This window comes from Mammaliicoccus sp. Dog046 (assembly GCF_034039665.1).
Taxonomy (GTDB): Bacteria; Bacillota; Bacilli; order Staphylococcales; family Staphylococcaceae; genus Mammaliicoccus.
Genome location: NZ_CP120131.1, coordinates 591,887 through 606,772 on the forward strand (window position 1 = coordinate 591,887; position 14,886 = coordinate 606,772).

General features: G+C 33.9%; 18 protein-coding genes. 12 read left to right on the plus strand and 6 right to left on the minus strand.

The genetic code is table 11. The features are described 5' to 3' along the window. Positions 1–724 precede the first annotated feature (724 nt). On the plus strand, positions 725–1,903 hold the full coding sequence (locus P3U32_RS02800) for an aminotransferase class I/II-fold pyridoxal phosphate-dependent enzyme (RefSeq protein ID WP_323704091.1): 1,179 nt from the start codon (positions 725–727) through the stop codon (positions 1,901–1,903). A 24-nt stretch (positions 1,904–1,927) separates the two neighbouring features. Here the strand turns inward: P3U32_RS02800 and mspA are convergent, their stop codons facing one another. Together mspA and P3U32_RS02810 are read right to left on the minus strand one after the other, a co-directional pair. Beyond that, positions 1,928–2,248: a membrane stabilizing protein MspA gene (gene mspA / locus P3U32_RS02805; RefSeq protein ID WP_323704092.1), complete on the minus strand. Its 321-nt coding sequence runs from the start codon at positions 2,246–2,248 to the stop codon at positions 1,928–1,930. Positions 2,249–2,263: 15 nt separating this feature from the next. Then, complete coding sequence (locus tag P3U32_RS02810) at positions 2,264–2,431, minus strand: SE1832 family protein (RefSeq protein WP_323704093.1); 168 nt, start codon at positions 2,429–2,431, stop codon at positions 2,264–2,266. 46 nt (positions 2,432–2,477) lie between these two features. Here P3U32_RS02810 and ybaK point away from each other — a divergent pair, with 46 nt between their 5' ends. Both ybaK and P3U32_RS02820 read left to right on the plus strand, forming a co-directional pair. Beyond that, positions 2,478–2,960, plus strand: coding sequence for a Cys-tRNA(Pro) deacylase (gene ybaK, locus P3U32_RS02815; RefSeq protein ID WP_323704094.1), 483 nt, complete (start codon positions 2,478–2,480; stop codon positions 2,958–2,960). 103 nt (positions 2,961–3,063) lie between these two features. Continuing rightward, entirely contained in the window at positions 3,064–3,975 is a 912-nt protein-coding gene (locus P3U32_RS02820) for an AEC family transporter (RefSeq protein WP_323704095.1), read from the plus strand. 145 nt (positions 3,976–4,120) lie between these two features. Here P3U32_RS02820 and P3U32_RS02825 read toward each other — a convergent pair whose 3' ends face one another. From P3U32_RS02825 to P3U32_RS02835, 3 genes are all read right to left on the minus strand, one after another. Then, positions 4,121–4,906 (minus strand): glucose 1-dehydrogenase, encoded by a 786-nt coding sequence (locus P3U32_RS02825; RefSeq protein WP_323704096.1) that lies wholly within the window; start codon positions 4,904–4,906, stop codon positions 4,121–4,123. Positions 4,907–4,930: 24 nt separating this feature from the next. Next, a complete protein-coding gene (locus P3U32_RS02830; RefSeq protein WP_323704097.1) occupies positions 4,931–5,788 on the minus strand; it encodes a GRP family sugar transporter in 858 nt (285 codons plus the stop codon). Positions 5,789–5,957: 169 nt separating this feature from the next. Beyond that, a complete protein-coding gene (locus P3U32_RS02835) occupies positions 5,958–6,824 on the minus strand; it encodes a GNAT family N-acetyltransferase (protein WP_323704098.1) in 867 nt (288 codons plus the stop codon). 140 nt (positions 6,825–6,964) lie between these two features. Between P3U32_RS02835 and P3U32_RS02840 the strand changes: the two genes are divergently transcribed. After that, positions 6,965–9,100: a DNA topoisomerase III gene (locus tag P3U32_RS02840; RefSeq protein ID WP_323704099.1), complete on the plus strand. Its 2,136-nt coding sequence runs from the start codon at positions 6,965–6,967 to the stop codon at positions 9,098–9,100. A gap of 146 nt (positions 9,101–9,246) precedes the next feature. Beyond that, a complete protein-coding gene (locus P3U32_RS02845; protein WP_323704100.1) occupies positions 9,247–10,581 on the plus strand; it encodes an NCS2 family permease in 1,335 nt (444 codons plus the stop codon). Positions 10,582–10,659: 78 nt separating this feature from the next. On the opposite strand, the gene P3U32_RS02850 is transcribed toward P3U32_RS02845, so the two are convergent. Further along, positions 10,660–11,028, minus strand: coding sequence for a hypothetical protein (locus tag P3U32_RS02850; RefSeq protein ID WP_323704101.1), 369 nt, complete (start codon positions 11,026–11,028; stop codon positions 10,660–10,662). Positions 11,029–11,344: 316 nt separating this feature from the next. On the opposite strand from P3U32_RS02850, the gene rpsJ reads away from it, so the two are divergent. From rpsJ to rplV, 7 genes are all read left to right on the plus strand, one after another. Then, complete coding sequence (gene rpsJ, locus P3U32_RS02855) at positions 11,345–11,653, plus strand: 30S ribosomal protein S10 (RefSeq protein ID WP_016998799.1); 309 nt, start codon at positions 11,345–11,347, stop codon at positions 11,651–11,653. A gap of 31 nt (positions 11,654–11,684) precedes the next feature. After that, positions 11,685–12,347, plus strand: coding sequence for a 50S ribosomal protein L3 (gene rplC / locus P3U32_RS02860; protein ID WP_323704102.1), 663 nt, complete (start codon positions 11,685–11,687; stop codon positions 12,345–12,347). A 29-nt stretch (positions 12,348–12,376) separates the two neighbouring features. After that, on the plus strand, positions 12,377–13,000 hold the full coding sequence (gene rplD / locus P3U32_RS02865; RefSeq protein ID WP_323704103.1) for a 50S ribosomal protein L4: 624 nt from the start codon (positions 12,377–12,379) through the stop codon (positions 12,998–13,000). Then, positions 13,000–13,278: a 50S ribosomal protein L23 gene (gene rplW / locus P3U32_RS02870; protein WP_323704104.1), complete on the plus strand. Its 279-nt coding sequence runs from the start codon at positions 13,000–13,002 to the stop codon at positions 13,276–13,278. Before rplD ends, rplW begins: the two co-directional genes overlap by 1 nt. A gap of 31 nt (positions 13,279–13,309) precedes the next feature. Continuing rightward, positions 13,310–14,143, plus strand: a complete 834-nt coding sequence (rplB, locus tag P3U32_RS02875; RefSeq protein WP_323704105.1) for a 50S ribosomal protein L2 — start codon at positions 13,310–13,312, stop codon at positions 14,141–14,143. 64 nt (positions 14,144–14,207) lie between these two features. Further along, complete coding sequence (gene rpsS / locus P3U32_RS02880) at positions 14,208–14,486, plus strand: 30S ribosomal protein S19 (protein ID WP_025906792.1); 279 nt, start codon at positions 14,208–14,210, stop codon at positions 14,484–14,486. A gap of 25 nt (positions 14,487–14,511) precedes the next feature. Then, positions 14,512–14,859: a 50S ribosomal protein L22 gene (gene rplV / locus P3U32_RS02885; RefSeq protein ID WP_323704106.1), complete on the plus strand. Its 348-nt coding sequence runs from the start codon at positions 14,512–14,514 to the stop codon at positions 14,857–14,859. Positions 14,860–14,886 lie beyond the last annotated feature (27 nt).

Genomic DNA, 14,886 nt, shown 5'->3' on the forward strand with positions numbered 1-14,886 from the left:
ATACATGGAAACTGAGCGCTAACGAGATAGTTCTGGAAAACAATCTCGTTAGCGGACAAATAGAGCTCATAAAAGCCTAATTTACTGTAAAAAATGAAAAAACAACGTGCTAACGAGATAGTTTTGATAAACAATCCCGTTAAAAATCCTAACGAGATAGTTCTGGAAAACAATCTCGTTAGCGGACAAATTGATCCCATAAAAGCCTAATTTACTGTAAAAAATGAAAAAACAACGTGCTAACGAGATAGTTTTGATAAACAATCCCGTTAGAAAATCTAACGAGATAGTTCTGGAAAACAATCTCGTTAGCGGACAAATTGATCCCATAAAAGCCTAATTTACTGTAAAAAATGAAGAAACAACGTGCTAACGAGATAGTTTTGATAAACAATCCCGTTAGAAAATCTAACGAGATAGTTCTGGAAAACAATCTCGTTAGCTGACAAATAGAGATCATAAATACCTGAAAGAACTATAGAAAGTGAGAAAATGACAGGCTAACGAGATAGTTCTGATAAACAATCTCGTTAGCATGTCAATTTGTTGAATAGGATCTGTTCCCAGTCTTTTTGTACATATAAATTTTTAAAACTGATTAACATACATCGATATATTTCATAGTAAATAAGTAAGAAAAACTTGTGTGTGAATGTCACTTTGATAAAATATAAACATATACGTACTTGAGCATATAAATTAGAACGATAGAGGAGACGTTATTGTGAACATGTCGAAACGACTATCAAATATTCCAGACAGTTACTTTGGTAAGACAATGGGCCAAAAAATTGAACATGGTCCTTTACCATTAATTAATATGGCTGTTGGTATTCCAGATGGAGAAACTCCAAAAGTGATTGTAGATGAATTTATTCGAGCGATACAGCAACCTGAAAATCAAAAGTATGGTGCATTTCATGGGAAAGGAACTTTCAGGAAAGCAATTACTGATTTCTATAAAAGGCATTACGATGTAGATTTAGATCCTGAAGAGGAAGTGTGCATTTTATATGGTACGAAAAATGGCTTAGTCTCATTACCAACTTGTGTAGTGGAGCCGGGTGATTATGTATTATTGCCTAATCCAGGATATACGGATTATTTAGCGGGTGTGTTGTTAGCAGACGCTAAGCCTTATTACTTAGATTTAAAAACAGAACATCATTACTTACCACAATGGAATCAAGTAGATCCTCACGTTCTTGATCAAGCAAAACTTATATATTTAACCTATCCTAATAATCCGACTGGTTCCATAGCAACGCAATCATTCTTCGATGAAACCATCGCTCAATTTAAAGACTCACAAACTAAAATTGTACATGACTTTGCGTATAGTGCTTTTGGTTTTGAACAGAAAAATCCAAGTATATTACAAACTGAAAATGCTAAAGATGTAGCTGTTGAGGTTTTCTCTTTATCAAAAGGTTATAACATGTCTGGCTATAGAGTAGGTTTTGCGGTAGGTAATAAAGATATGATTGCTGCTTTGAAAAAATATCAAACACATACACATGCAGGTATGTTTGGAGCTTTGCAAGATGCTAGTACGGTCGCACTGAATCAATGTGACGCATTTCTAGAGCAACAAAATGAAATCTTTAAAGAACGAAGAAACCAATTTGAGCAACGTTTAAAGGCAGTCGATATTCCTTTCGAACCAATGAAAGGTGGCATATTCTTATGGTTAAAAACGCCGCCAAATTATAATGGAGAATCATTTGTTGAATATTTACTTAAAGAACAATCGATATTAGTTGCACCAGGTATACCATTTGGTGATAATGGTGACGCTTATGTCAGGATTTCATTAGCACTTAATGATCAAGAATTATTAGAAGGGGCAGAACGATTACAGTCACTTTCATATTTATATAAAAAAGAGGAAACATCTCAGTAGATGATCCCTCCTTGAAATTAAACTTTAAAATACGAAAAATAATAAAATAATATATATGATAAGTATAAATATTGTCATATAGTTTAATAGCTTCGTTGCTTTCTTATCTTCAATACGATATTTGAAAGCTGTGATTTCAATATTAATCACTAAACAAACAAGTACAGCTAAGATCCACCAAATTTCTATGGCAAATCCAAAGACAATGCTACCTAAAAATACAACCAACATTAAGCCCATTATAAAGCGCAAAGCTTGGGTAAGCATTGTATGTAACTGATAAATACTTAAATAACTTATAATGAGGTAAATAAAGGTGAATAATAATAGTATGAGTATTAACATATTGAGTTCCTTTCGTTAATCTTGATTGATTTGATTTCGAACCTTACTGATTTCTTCTTCAATTTGCACAAGTTGCTTTTCTAATAAGTCAGTAGCATGACCTGTGGATTCTCTTTTTTCTAAATCATTTTGAATGCGAATGTAGTCATATTTAAGTTCAGATAATTGTTGATTTAAATCCATTGTATACACTCCTTTTAAAATAACATAATGATGAGTAGGTGATATAGTGAAAAAATTAAAAACAAATGCTATGCGTATGCTTGATCAATACAATATATTTTATCATATTCATGAATTTAAAATAGGGAAATCACACTTAGATGGACATGAGGTTGCACAATTAATACAAAAACCTGAAAATCAAGTGTATAAAACATTGGTATTAATGAATCATAATAATGAACATTTCGTATTTGTAATACCTATTGTTGAACATCTAGATATGAAAAAAGCGAGTAAAGCAGTAGGTCAGAAGAAGCTAGAGTTGTTACCATTAGACCAACTTACAAAGGTTACAGGATATGTGCGCGGTGGTTGTTCACCGATTGGAATGAAAAAAGCATTTCAAACAGTCGTTGATTCACGTGCGCAATCTTTATCAAGTTTTATTGTTAGTGCTGGGAAAAGAGGGTATCAAATCGAAATTGATCCTAATGATTTATCTAAAGTCATTACTGTTCAGTTTGAAGATGTGATTAAGCATAACTAAACTCATTTTAGTACAATTTAAACAAACTTTAAACAAAAAGTGTGCATAGTTTACAAACAGTTGTTAATATATATAAATGTGAGTTAAAGAGAGAAGTGATAAAGTGACAGAAAAATTTATAATGATAATCTTATTAATTGCTTTAGGCTATGTACTTAAGAAATTAAAATTCTTTAAAGCATCTGATGGTAATATACTAGCGACGCTTGTCTTAAACGTAACATTACCTTCACTTGTAATTGTAAATTTAAATGGTGCAGATTTAGATTTATCTTTAGGATGGTTACCAATATTAATGTTGGTATACGGTGTAGTTGCTAAAGTAATAATCATTTGGCTATTTACGAAAAAGTATAATAATCAAATTAGAGGTACAGTCGGTATGATGGCTGCATCTGTAAATATTGGATTATTTGCTTACCCATTAGTAGCACAAATATGGCCTAAAAATGGTTTGCTCTATTTTGGTATGTTAGATATCGGTACAGCAATAATTATGTTTGGTGTGACATATTTTGTAGGTAGTTATTTCAATGATGGTGGAGACCAATTCGATTTCAAACGAATGGGATTGAATTTACTTAAAACAGTACCATTGATGACGTATATGCTTATGTTTGTTTTAAATATAATGAGTATACACATACCTGACAAAGCTATAGACTTCTTTGAAATTATAGCAAATGCAAATATGCCATTATCAATGATCTTACTTGGTTTGTTCTTGAATTTCAAAATTGAAAAAGCATATTTACCTATAGTTGTGAAATACTTATTGTTCCATTATGGTTTTGGACTCAGTATGGGACTATTAGTGCATTTCTTCCTACCAGTAAGTGATCCAATGATAAAAACAACACTACTTATAGGTTGGTTACTTCCTATTGGTGTATCTGTATTATCATATGCGATAACATTTAAATATAAGACCTTGCCTATTGTAGGTATGGCAACTAACTTAAGTATTGTTATTTCAATTATCATACTTTATATTTATCAATTTTTCTTTGTATAAATTGAAGCTAAAGAAGCTGGGACATATATTATGTCCCAGCTTCTTTTTTTATATATAAAAAATCAAACCAAACGATGGGGTATCGTTTGGTTTGAACACTTTCTGGGGTGAAGTGTTTAAATTTTCATATTAAATTCGGTTTGAATTAACCTTTACCACCCATGAATGCTGGATAGTTAGTCATACCACCATCTACATAAATAGTTGTACCATGAATGTAATGTGCTTGTTCTGAAGCTAAGAATGCATTTAAGTTAGCAACTTGATCAGCTTCACCAATTTCATTTAAAGGAATCATTTCTAACGTTTCTTGTCTAGTTGTAGCATCTGAGAATTTTTCGCGTGTATGTTCTGTTACAATTGCACCTGGTGAAACGTTATTAATTCTAATTCCATTTTTACCGTATTCCATAGATAAAGTTTCCATCATCAATTTCATACCGCCTTTACTTGCAGCATAATTGACATAGTTTGGCCAAGGAATAACATCATGAACACTTGCTGTATTAATGATTTGTCCTTTAATATCATGTTCTAAATAGTAGTTGATAACTTCTCTACTACCAATAAACGCACCTGTTAAGTTGATGTCGATAACTTTTGACCAATCTTCAAGACTCATTTCATGAGAAGGGATTGGTTTTTCGAAACCAGCGTTATTGATTAAAACATCAATACGACCGAATTTTTCATGTGCTTGTTGGATTAAGTTTTTGATATCATCTTCAACAGAAACGTCTGCTTTAACAGCAATTGCATCTGCACCGTCATCTTTAATAGATTGAACGATTTTTTCTGCTTCTTCAACGTGATCTAAATAACCAATTACAACTTTAGAACCTTCTTTACCGAAACGTTCTGATGTTGCTTTACCAATACCACTGTTCCCCCCAGTGATAATTACAACTTTATCTTTTAAATCTGTATACATATTAAACACTCCTAAATTTTTGAATTACGATTTAGCTGCTCCGATAACGAATGCGGCTATAATGATTAGAACGATACCAATCCAAATAAATGTCATTTGGCGTTTTGTTTTTTGTTCTCCTAATAAGAAGATACCACCTAAAGTAGAGACGATAACTAACATTTGAGAGAATGAGAAACTTGTTCCTACACCAACTTTTGGTTGTGAGATGAACAAGAACATGTTACCTAATGCCCACATAACACCTGGTAATAAGTTTGCTGTAGTATATTTCACTGTTGGTTTATGTTTGAATGATAAGATAATACCACCAATAACCATACCTACAGATTGTGGGAATAACGCATCCCAACCTGAAACATTGAATACTTGTCCGATTACGACATAAACGACGTAACCAACTGTTGAAATTAATAACATTGGAATTGCTTTACCAAGTGCTTTTGTGCTTTTACTGTTTCCTTCACCTTTTTTCTGAACTGAAGTGAAGATTACACCAATGATAAGTAATACTAGTCCAGTTAGACCAAGTGTTACTTGTACACCAGTAGACCATTCGCCTAAAAATGCAGCACTGAATAATGTTGTACCAAGTAATTGAAGACCTGTTGAAATTGGCATTGTAATTGAAACACCAACTAATTCAACACTTCGAAGTTGGAAACCTTGTCCAAGTGCCCAGAAGATACCTGAAACGATACCGACGATAACGATGGTTGCATTGAAATCTACATCACCAAAGATGAGTAAAAGAACACCGATGATAAATGCGCCGATTGTAGTACCCAAAATCTGATTATAAGGGCCTCCACCGACTTTAACATTGATTAATACTACGCTCCCCCAGAATAGGGCTGGTAAAAGAGCTATAAGATATTCCATACACACGACTCACTTTCTTAAAATTATTTGTATTACTACGATTACTTCACGTATTATACGCCCGAATTTAACCTAAAGTAAATAATATAGCTCACTATTTTTTTTATTTTTTTGTAAAATGAAAATAAAAATACGCACCGGTGTCTTTTTTCGGTGCGTATTTATATATTTAATAGGTATGAACGTATTTAAAATGATGTGTTTCATCTACAATTTTAAAACCTATTTTTTCGTATAACAATTGAATTTGTTCATGCTTTTTGCTGTCTACATGTATGCGAACCGTTTGGACATCTTCATGTTTAAATGCTTCCGTCGTCGCATAGTGAATCATCTGAAAGGCAATGCCTTGTTTTCTATAATCGTGATGAGAGGCTAAGTATGGAATTGTTGCTAACTGTTCAGACGTTTGGATGGACGAATAAATGTATCCTTTAACTAATCCTTCAGCGATATATAGATAAAGTGCGTGATTGTCACCAAGCGTATGAATGATGTCGTCAGCGGAAATATCACTATCTTTAAAGCTGTTAGCATGTAATTTATGAAATGCATAATAATATGGTTTACTATACGGTGTCATTTGATGATGCTCATCAATTGCTAATGGGGGTTGCTGAATTTCTAATGTGTAATGTGTCTTAACGTATCCCGCATGTAATCTTTTAAGTTTACTATTATTTAATTGATGATCTTTATGAAGGGCGATATGACAAAATTGTACATCAGGATGATTACTTAATAGTAACTTCCACATTTCTTCAAGTGCATTTAATGTTTCATCAGACGTGTCGTTAACAATTGGTCCCCACACATTTACTTCGTGTGTATCTATTTTTTCGAAACCAAGTATGCCAACAATTTCCTGATTGTCTTCCATATAATAGAATGATTGCTCGTCAAAGGTATTCGTTAATTTTAACTTTATTTCATCCAATGTGCGTGGTATAAACTCTACATAGTTTTTATTTTCAGCATTTTTGTCTAAAATATACGTTGAAATTTCATCAATATGATTAAGTGGCAGAATGTTCACGATAGTCACTCCTTAAATATTCCCGCTTATTTTCCTCTATTATACGATTATTTATTCGTTTATAAAAGTTTTTCATAGCTTTAGAACCATTTTTATTCATGTTATAATAATGCGAATGTAAAAAAGAATGGGTGAATAATATGAAAGCATTAGTTCTTGCAGAGAAACCTTCAGTTGGTCGTGATATTGCTAAAGCATTAGGTATACATGATCAAAAGAAAGGATATTTTGAGAATAAACAATATATCGTAACATGGGCGCTAGGTCATTTAGTAACCAATGCTACTCCAGAAGAATATGATAAGAAATTCAAGGAATGGGATTTAAATGTGTTACCAATCATTCCAGATTATATGAAACATGTTGTAATTAAAAAGACAAGAAGTCAGTTTAACACTGTGCAACATTTAATGAAGCGAGATGATGTTAATGAAATTATTATCGCTACCGACGCAGGAAGAGAAGGCGAACTTGTTGCTAGACTTATAATCGAAAAAGCGAAAATAAAAAAACGATTAAAACGATTGTGGATCAGTTCAGTTACAGAAAAAGCAATCAAAGAAGGGTTTAAAAAATTAAAACCTGGTGAAGCGTATAACAATCTCTATAAAGCTGCACTCAGTAGAAGTGAAGCAGACTGGATCGTTGGTATCAATGCGACAAGAGCATTGACAACGAAATATGATGCTCAATTATCATGTGGTCGTGTACAAACGCCAACTTTAAATTTAGTACAGATGAGACAAAATGAAATTCAATCGTTTAAACCGAAAAAGTATTATCAAATGTATTTAGATGTTGAAGGTTATCAATTTAAATGGACACATCAAAATGGAGATAAAACATTTGATGCTAATTTAATAGAAGAAATTAAGAAAAAAGTTCAAAACCAAGACGGCGTAATTAATAAAGTACACAAAAAGAAAAAAACAAAGTACGCTCAAAAATTATATGATTTAACAAGTCTTCAACAAACGGCATATCAACATTATAAAATGAGTGCAAAAGAAACCCTTAATACAATGCAAGCTTTATATGAACAACATAAAGTACTAACTTATCCTAGAACAGATTCTAACTATTTAACGGATGATATGGTAGGTTCATTAAAAGAAAGAGTAGCTTCTTTAAGTGCAACGTCGCTTAAATCTTATTCTACGCCATTACTTAAGAAAGAAATTAAAGCAGGGAAACACTTCGTTGATAATAAAAAAGTATCCGATCACCATGCAATTGTTCCAACTGAGGTAAGACCGGATATGTCACAATTATCACCAAGAGAAGAAAAAATTTATATGCTCGTTGCTGAGCGATTTTTAGAAGTGTTATTACCACCTTATCAATATGAAGAAACGAATGTTGAACTAACTTGTGCTGGCGAACAATTCAAACTTGTACAAGAAGTGGCTATCGATTTAGGATTTAAACAAATTCATCAAGAAAAAACAACGGTCAAAAACTTACCATTTAAAGAACAACAACACGTTCATATTCAAAATGTAAATGTATCTAATAAAGATACAGAACCACCTGCGTACTTTAATGAAGGTACTTTACTAAAAGCAATGGAATCACCACAACTATTCTTTAAACTTAAAGATAAAAAAATGGCTCAAACGTTAAATGAAACGGGAGGCATTGGTACAGTTGCGACTAGAGCAGACATTATTGAAAAGTTATATAGCACGAACGTAATAGAAGCTATTCAAGGGAAAATAAAAATCACAACTAAAGGGAAGCAATTATTGAACCTAGCTCCAGAGCAACTGACATCACCAGAACTGACAGCAAGTTGGGAAATGAAATTGAACCAAATAGAAAAGGGTCAGTATGCTAAAGAAACATTTATGAAAGAAATGAGAGCATTTACGAAAGAGATCGTTTCTGAAATAAAAAATAGTGATGATAAATTTAAACATGACAATGTAACTACGACAGAATGTCCTACTTGTGGGAAATTTATGTTGAAAGTAAAAACAAAAAATGGTCAAATGCTCGTATGCCAAGATCCAACATGTAAAACGAAAAAGAATCAACAAAGACAAACAAATGCGCGTTGCCCAAACTGTAAGAAGAAATTAACTTTATACGGTACTGGTAAAACAGCAACATATAGATGTGTTTGTGGTCATACAGAAACGCAAGAACATATGGATCAAAGATTAAAAAATAAAAAGACTGGCAAAATAGGCAAAAAAGAAATGAAACAATATATGAAAAATGAAGAAGTAGAAAACAATCCATTCAAAGATGCTTTGAAAGATTTAAAATTTTAAAGAACGTTCATCAAGAGATCACACCCATATATGACAGATAAACGAACATGAGACAATTATTATTTCTTAATGTTCGTAAAGAGTATTGATTTTTACTGCACATAGTAATACAATGTACTGTGTTGAAAATGAAAAGGAGTCTTACGATGAAACGTTACTTTAAGTTTGATGAATTGGGAACAAATTATAAAAGAGAAATATTAGGTGGTTTAACGACATTTCTATCAATGGCATACATATTAGCCGTTAATCCATCGATGTTAAGTTTAGCTAGTGTTAAGGGTATTCCAGATTCAATGAGAATGGATCAAGGATCTGTATTTGTTGCGACTGCATTAGCGGCACTTGTTGGTTGTTTATTTATGGGTCTGATTGCAAAGTATCCGATAGCATTAGCACCAGGTATGGGATTAAATGCATTCTTTGCATTTACAGTTGTATTAACAATGGGTATTCCATGGCAAACAGGTTTAACAGGCGTGTTATTCTCTGGTGTGATCTTTGCCTGTTTAACAATGAGTGGTTTAAGGGAAGTAATCATTAATGCAATACCATTCGAGTTGAAAATGGCAGTCTCCGCGGGAATAGGTTTATTTATTACATTTGTAGGGTTACAGGGCGCAGGTATAGTAAAGAAAGAAGATTCAACATTAGTAACATTGGGTACGATTCATAACCCAGAAGTGCTACTTGCTGTATTCGGTATTGTTATTACGATTCTATTGATGGCAAAGAAAATGCCAGGAGCAATTTTCGTTGGTATGGTTTTAACAGCGATTGCAGGATTGATCACTGGTCAAATTGGCATGCCAGATAGCATCATTGGAAAAGTACCGAGTGTATCACCAACATTTGGTGCAGCTTTCCATGCATTTGGAGATTTATCTACTATATTTAATGTACAATTCTTAATAGTAGTACTTACATTCTTGTTTATAGATTTCTTCGATACAGCTGGAACATTAGTAGCTGTTGCTAACCAGGCAGGATTAATGAAGGATAATAAACTACCTAGAGCAGGTAAAGCTTTATTTGCTGACTCATTAGCAACTATTGTCGGCGCAATATTTGGTACATCAACAACTACGAGCTATATTGAATCTAGTGCAGGTGTAGCAGTAGGTGCAAAAACTGGTTTTGCAAGTGTCGTAACAGGATTATGTTTCCTTGCAGCGTTACTATTCTCACCATTAATGGCTGTGGTTACAAGTGCGGTAACAGCACCAGCGCTTGTAATTGTAGGTGTACTGATGGTTAGTAACTTAGGAAAAATAGACTGGCAGAAATTCGAAATTGCGGTACCAGCATTCTTAACAATGATCATGATGCCGTTAACGTATTCTATAGCAACAGGTATTGCATGTGGATTTATATTCTATCCAATAACAATGCTTGTAGCTAAAAGACATAAAGAAGTTCATCCAATTATGTACGGACTATTCTTCGTATTTGTCGCATATTTCGTATTCGTTCATGGATAATACATTATAAAAATAAACCCGCAATGCCGAAGAGAAACTTCGACGTTGCAGGTTTGTTTTTATTTAATATTGAAAGTATTAACTTTTATATGTTGTTTTATAGTACTTCGAAGGTACATAGACAGGAGCTACGATAATAGTGAATAAGAAAACAATCATTAGTATGAACATAATGATATGCAATAACCATCCAACAATAGGAATGATCGCTACAAAACTAAAGATTAAACCAATCAATGGAATGATGAAAATAACCTTTACAGAATTTTGACCATCAATCAATAAGATCAGCGTTGCAATGAAATACAATGTACCATTAAGAACTAAAGCGTTATAACCTGTTGAAAGTACAATTCCTCCCCCGAGAAACGGTATTGCTAATAATAATTCAGAAATTACTAATATAATAGAAAGAACAAGTAACACAGACTTAATTCCTCTCTTCATGATTTCACCACCCGTAGAAAATTACTTTTTATATTATAACATTTAGATTACAAATTATCTATTTAAATATTACCTATTGAAATATTAGCGGATATCCGTTATAATACTTGGGTATGTGTTAGATGCAATTAGAAAAAATATATGGATAACTATTGATTAATAGTTAAAAGTCATGTATCATATCTAATGTTGGACTTTAAGAAGCGATGAAGCGAGAGGTTACTGACACACCCGGCCGCTTTGCCATGGCGGTGTGTAAGAGAGTTTTCGTGGAGAAGTCTATCACTATAAAGTAGACGAACAAGGAGGGAAAATTATGGCAAAACAAAAAATTCGTATCCGTTTAAAAGCGTATGATCACCGCATGATCGATCAATCAGCAGAGAAAATTGTTGAAACAGCTAAACGTTCAGGAGCTCAAGTGTCTGGTCCGATTCCGTTACCAACTGAAAAATCAGTTTATACAGTAATCCGTGCCGTTCATAAATATAAAGACTCACGTGAACAATTTGAACAACGTACGCATAAACGTTTAATCGACATTCTTAACCCTACACCTAAAACAGTTGATGCTCTTATGGGCTTAAACTTACCATCTGGTGTAGACATCGAAATCAAATTATAATTCATTAAAATAACAGGAGGTGCGACTTTCGATGACCAAAGGAATCTTAGGAAGAAAAATTGGAATGACTCAAGTATTCGCAGAAAACGGTGAATTAATACCTGTAACTGTAGTAGAAGCTAGTCAAAACGTAGTATTACAAACTAAAACTGAAGAAGTTGACGGCTATAACGCTGTTCAAATCGGTTTTGAAGACAAACAAGCATATAAAAAAGATCGTAAATCTAACAAATATGCAACTAAAGCTGCTGAAGGCCATGCTAAAAAAGCTGGTTCAGCACCTAAGCGCTTCACTCGTGAATTCAGAAACATTGATGTTTCAGCATACGAGGTAGGTCAAGAAGTCACTGTAGATACTTTCCAAGCAGGCGACATTATTGATGCAACAGGCGTATCTAAAGGTAAAGGTTTCCAAGGCTCTATTAAACGCCATGGTTTCTCTCGTGGACCAATGAGTCACGGTTCTCGTTACCATAGAGGTTCTGGTTCAATGGGTATGGCTTCAGATGCTTCTAAAGTATTTAAAGGTAAAGAATTACCAGGCCGTATGGGTGGAAACACTGTTACTATGCAAAACTTAGAAGTAGTTAAAGTTGATGCAGAAAACAATGTAATTCTAGTAAAAGGTAATGTACCTGGCCCTAAAAAAGGTTTAGTAAAACTTACAACTTCAATTAAAAAAGGTAATAAATAATTATTTATGTGAAAGGAGGAAACAACATTATGGCTAATATTGATGTATTAAAAGTAGATGGTTCAAAATCTGGATCAATCGAATTAAATGATAGTGTATTTGGTATCGAACCAAACCAACACGTATTATTCGAAGCAGTCAATTTACAACGTGCTTCATTACGCCAAGGTACTCACGCAGTAAAAAATCGTTCAGCAGTTCGTGGTGGTGGACGTAAACCTTGGAAACAAAAAGGTACAGGTCGTGCTCGTCAAGGTACAATCCGTGCGCCACAATGGCGTGGTGGTGGTATCGTATTCGGACCAACACCAAGAAGTTATTCTTACAAAATGCCTAAGAAAATGCGTCGTTTAGCATTACGTTCTGCATTATCAGCAAAAGTAAGTGATAACGAATTAACAGTTTTAGAAGCATTCAATTTCGATGCACCTAAAACAAAAGAATTCAAAAATGTAATGAGCAATTTAGAACTTTCTAAAAAAGTTTTATTCATCGTTGATACAGTTGAAAGCAACGTTGAATTATCAGCTCGTAACATTCCAGGTGTTAAAGTTATCGACGCACAAAGCTTAAACGTATTAGATATCTTAGATTCTAGTAAAGTCGTAATAACTAAAGCAGCAGTGGATAAAGTAGAGGAGGTGCTCGCATAATGGAAGCAAGAGATGTTATTAAGCGCCCCGTAATTACTGAGAAATCTTCATCAGATATGGCTTTAGATAAATACACATTTGATGTAGATACACGTGCTAACAAAACACAAGTTAAAATCGCAATCGAAGAAATTTTCGACGTGAAAGTTGATTCAGTAAATATCATGAACGTTAAAGCGAAAGCTAAACGTGTTGGTCGTTACAATGGTTTCACTAACAAACGTCGTAAAGCAGTCGTAACACTAAAAGAAGGATCTTCAATAGATCTATTCAACTAAAAACAATTACCATTAAGGAGGTAAAACGACAATGGCTCTTAAAAAGTATAAGCCAATTACAAATGGTCGTCGTAATATGACATCTTCAGATTTCGCTGAAATTACATCAACGACTCCTGAAAAGTCATTATTACAACCGCTTCCGAGAAAAGCGGGACGTAACAACCAAGGTAAATTGACAGTTCGTCACAGAGGTGGCGGTCATAAACGTCAATACCGTGTAATTGATTTCAAACGTAACAAAGATGGAATTCCTGCTAAAGTAGCAACTATCGAGTATGATCCAAACCGTTCAGCTAATATCGCATTAGTAGTATACGCAGATGGTGAAAAAAGATATATCATTGCTCCTAAAGGATTAAAAGTAGGACAACAAATTTTCAATGGTCCAGAAGCTGATATCAAAGTTGGTAACGCATTACAATTAGTCGATATCCCAGTTGGTACTACAATTCACAATATCGAATTAAAACCAGGTAAAGGTGGACAATTAGTCCGTTCTGCTGGTACAAGTGCTCAAGTACTTGGTAAAGAAGGTAAATACGTATTAGTTCGTCTTAAATCAGGTGAAGTTCGTATGATCTTATCAAGCTGTCGTGCAACAATCGGTCAAGTTGGTAATGAACAACACGAATTAATCACAATCGGTAAAGCCGGTCGTTCTAGATGGATGGGTAAACGTCCTACAGTTCGTGGTTCTGTAATGAACCCTAACGATCACCCACACGGTGGTGGTGAAGGTCGTACACCAATCGGTCTTAAATCACCAATGTCTCCATGGGGCAAACCAACACTTGGTAAGAAAACTCGTAAGAAAAACCAACGTTCATCTAAATTTATCGTTCGTGGTCGTAAGAAAAAATAATAATACCTTATTTACGTGTGCGGCTTAGATGCCGCGCGCAATAAATAAGAAGGGAGGCGCCATAATGGCTCGTAGTCTTAAAAAAGGACCTTTCGTTGATGATCATTTAATGAAAAAAGTTGAAGCTCAAAACGAAGGTGAAAAAAAATCAGTTATTAAAACATGGTCTCGTCGTTCAACAGTATTTCCTAACTTCATCGGACACACTATAGCAGTATATGATGGCCGTAAACATGTGCCTGTTTTCATTACTGAAGATATGGTTGGACATAAATTAGGAGAGTTTGCACCTACACGTACTTATAAAGGTCATGCTGCAGACGACAAAAAGACTAAACGCTAATTTCTAAAAAGAGGAGGAAGTCACAATGGAAGCAAAAGCGGTTGCTAGAACAATAAGAATCGCACCTCGTAAAGTGAGATTAGTTTTAGATCTTATTAGAGGTAAAGAAGTGGCAGATGCAATTGCCATCTTAAAATTAACTAACAAAGCTACATCACCAGTTGTTGAGAAATTATTAATGTCAGCATTAGCAAATGCAGAACATAATTATGATTTAAATCCTGACACTTTAGTTGTAAAAGAAGCTTACGCTAATGAAGGACCAACATTGAAACGTTTCCGTCCACGTGCACAAGGTCGTGCAAGTGCGATTAACAAACGTACTAGCCATATTACAATCGTAGTTGGCGAAAAAGAAGTAAAAGAAGCATAATTCACTAAATCATTAAGGAGGGAATAT

Bases quoted from the DNA above. Each gene is read 5' to 3' on its own strand.
- P3U32_RS02830 (WP_323704097.1), bottom strand. From the start codon at position 5,788: ATGGAATATCTTATAGCTCTTTTACCAGCCCTATTCTGGGGGAGCGTA.
- rplC (WP_323704102.1), top strand. From the start codon at position 11,685: ATGACCAAAGGAATCTTAGGAAGAAAAATTGGAATGACTCAAGTATTC.
- P3U32_RS02810 (WP_323704093.1), bottom strand. From the start codon at position 2,431: ATGGATTTAAATCAACAATTATCTGAACTTAAATATGACTACATTCGC.
- mspA (WP_323704092.1), bottom strand. From the start codon at position 2,248: ATGTTAATACTCATACTATTATTATTCACCTTTATTTACCTCATTATA.
- rpsJ (WP_016998799.1), top strand. From the start codon at position 11,345: ATGGCAAAACAAAAAATTCGTATCCGTTTAAAAGCGTATGATCACCGC.
- P3U32_RS02840 (WP_323704099.1), top strand. From the start codon at position 6,965: ATGAAAGCATTAGTTCTTGCAGAGAAACCTTCAGTTGGTCGTGATATT.
- rplB (WP_323704105.1), top strand. From the start codon at position 13,310: ATGGCTCTTAAAAAGTATAAGCCAATTACAAATGGTCGTCGTAATATG.
- rplW (WP_323704104.1), top strand. From the start codon at position 13,000: ATGGAAGCAAGAGATGTTATTAAGCGCCCCGTAATTACTGAGAAATCT.
- rpsS (WP_025906792.1), top strand. From the start codon at position 14,208: ATGGCTCGTAGTCTTAAAAAAGGACCTTTCGTTGATGATCATTTAATG.
- P3U32_RS02825 (WP_323704096.1), bottom strand. From the start codon at position 4,906: ATGTATACAGATTTAAAAGATAAAGTTGTAATTATCACTGGGGGGAAC.
- P3U32_RS02845 (WP_323704100.1), top strand. From the start codon at position 9,247: ATGAAACGTTACTTTAAGTTTGATGAATTGGGAACAAATTATAAAAGA.
- rplD (WP_323704103.1), top strand. From the start codon at position 12,377: ATGGCTAATATTGATGTATTAAAAGTAGATGGTTCAAAATCTGGATCA.
- P3U32_RS02850 (WP_323704101.1), bottom strand. From the start codon at position 11,028: ATGAAGAGAGGAATTAAGTCTGTGTTACTTGTTCTTTCTATTATATTA.
- rplV (WP_323704106.1), top strand. From the start codon at position 14,512: ATGGAAGCAAAAGCGGTTGCTAGAACAATAAGAATCGCACCTCGTAAA.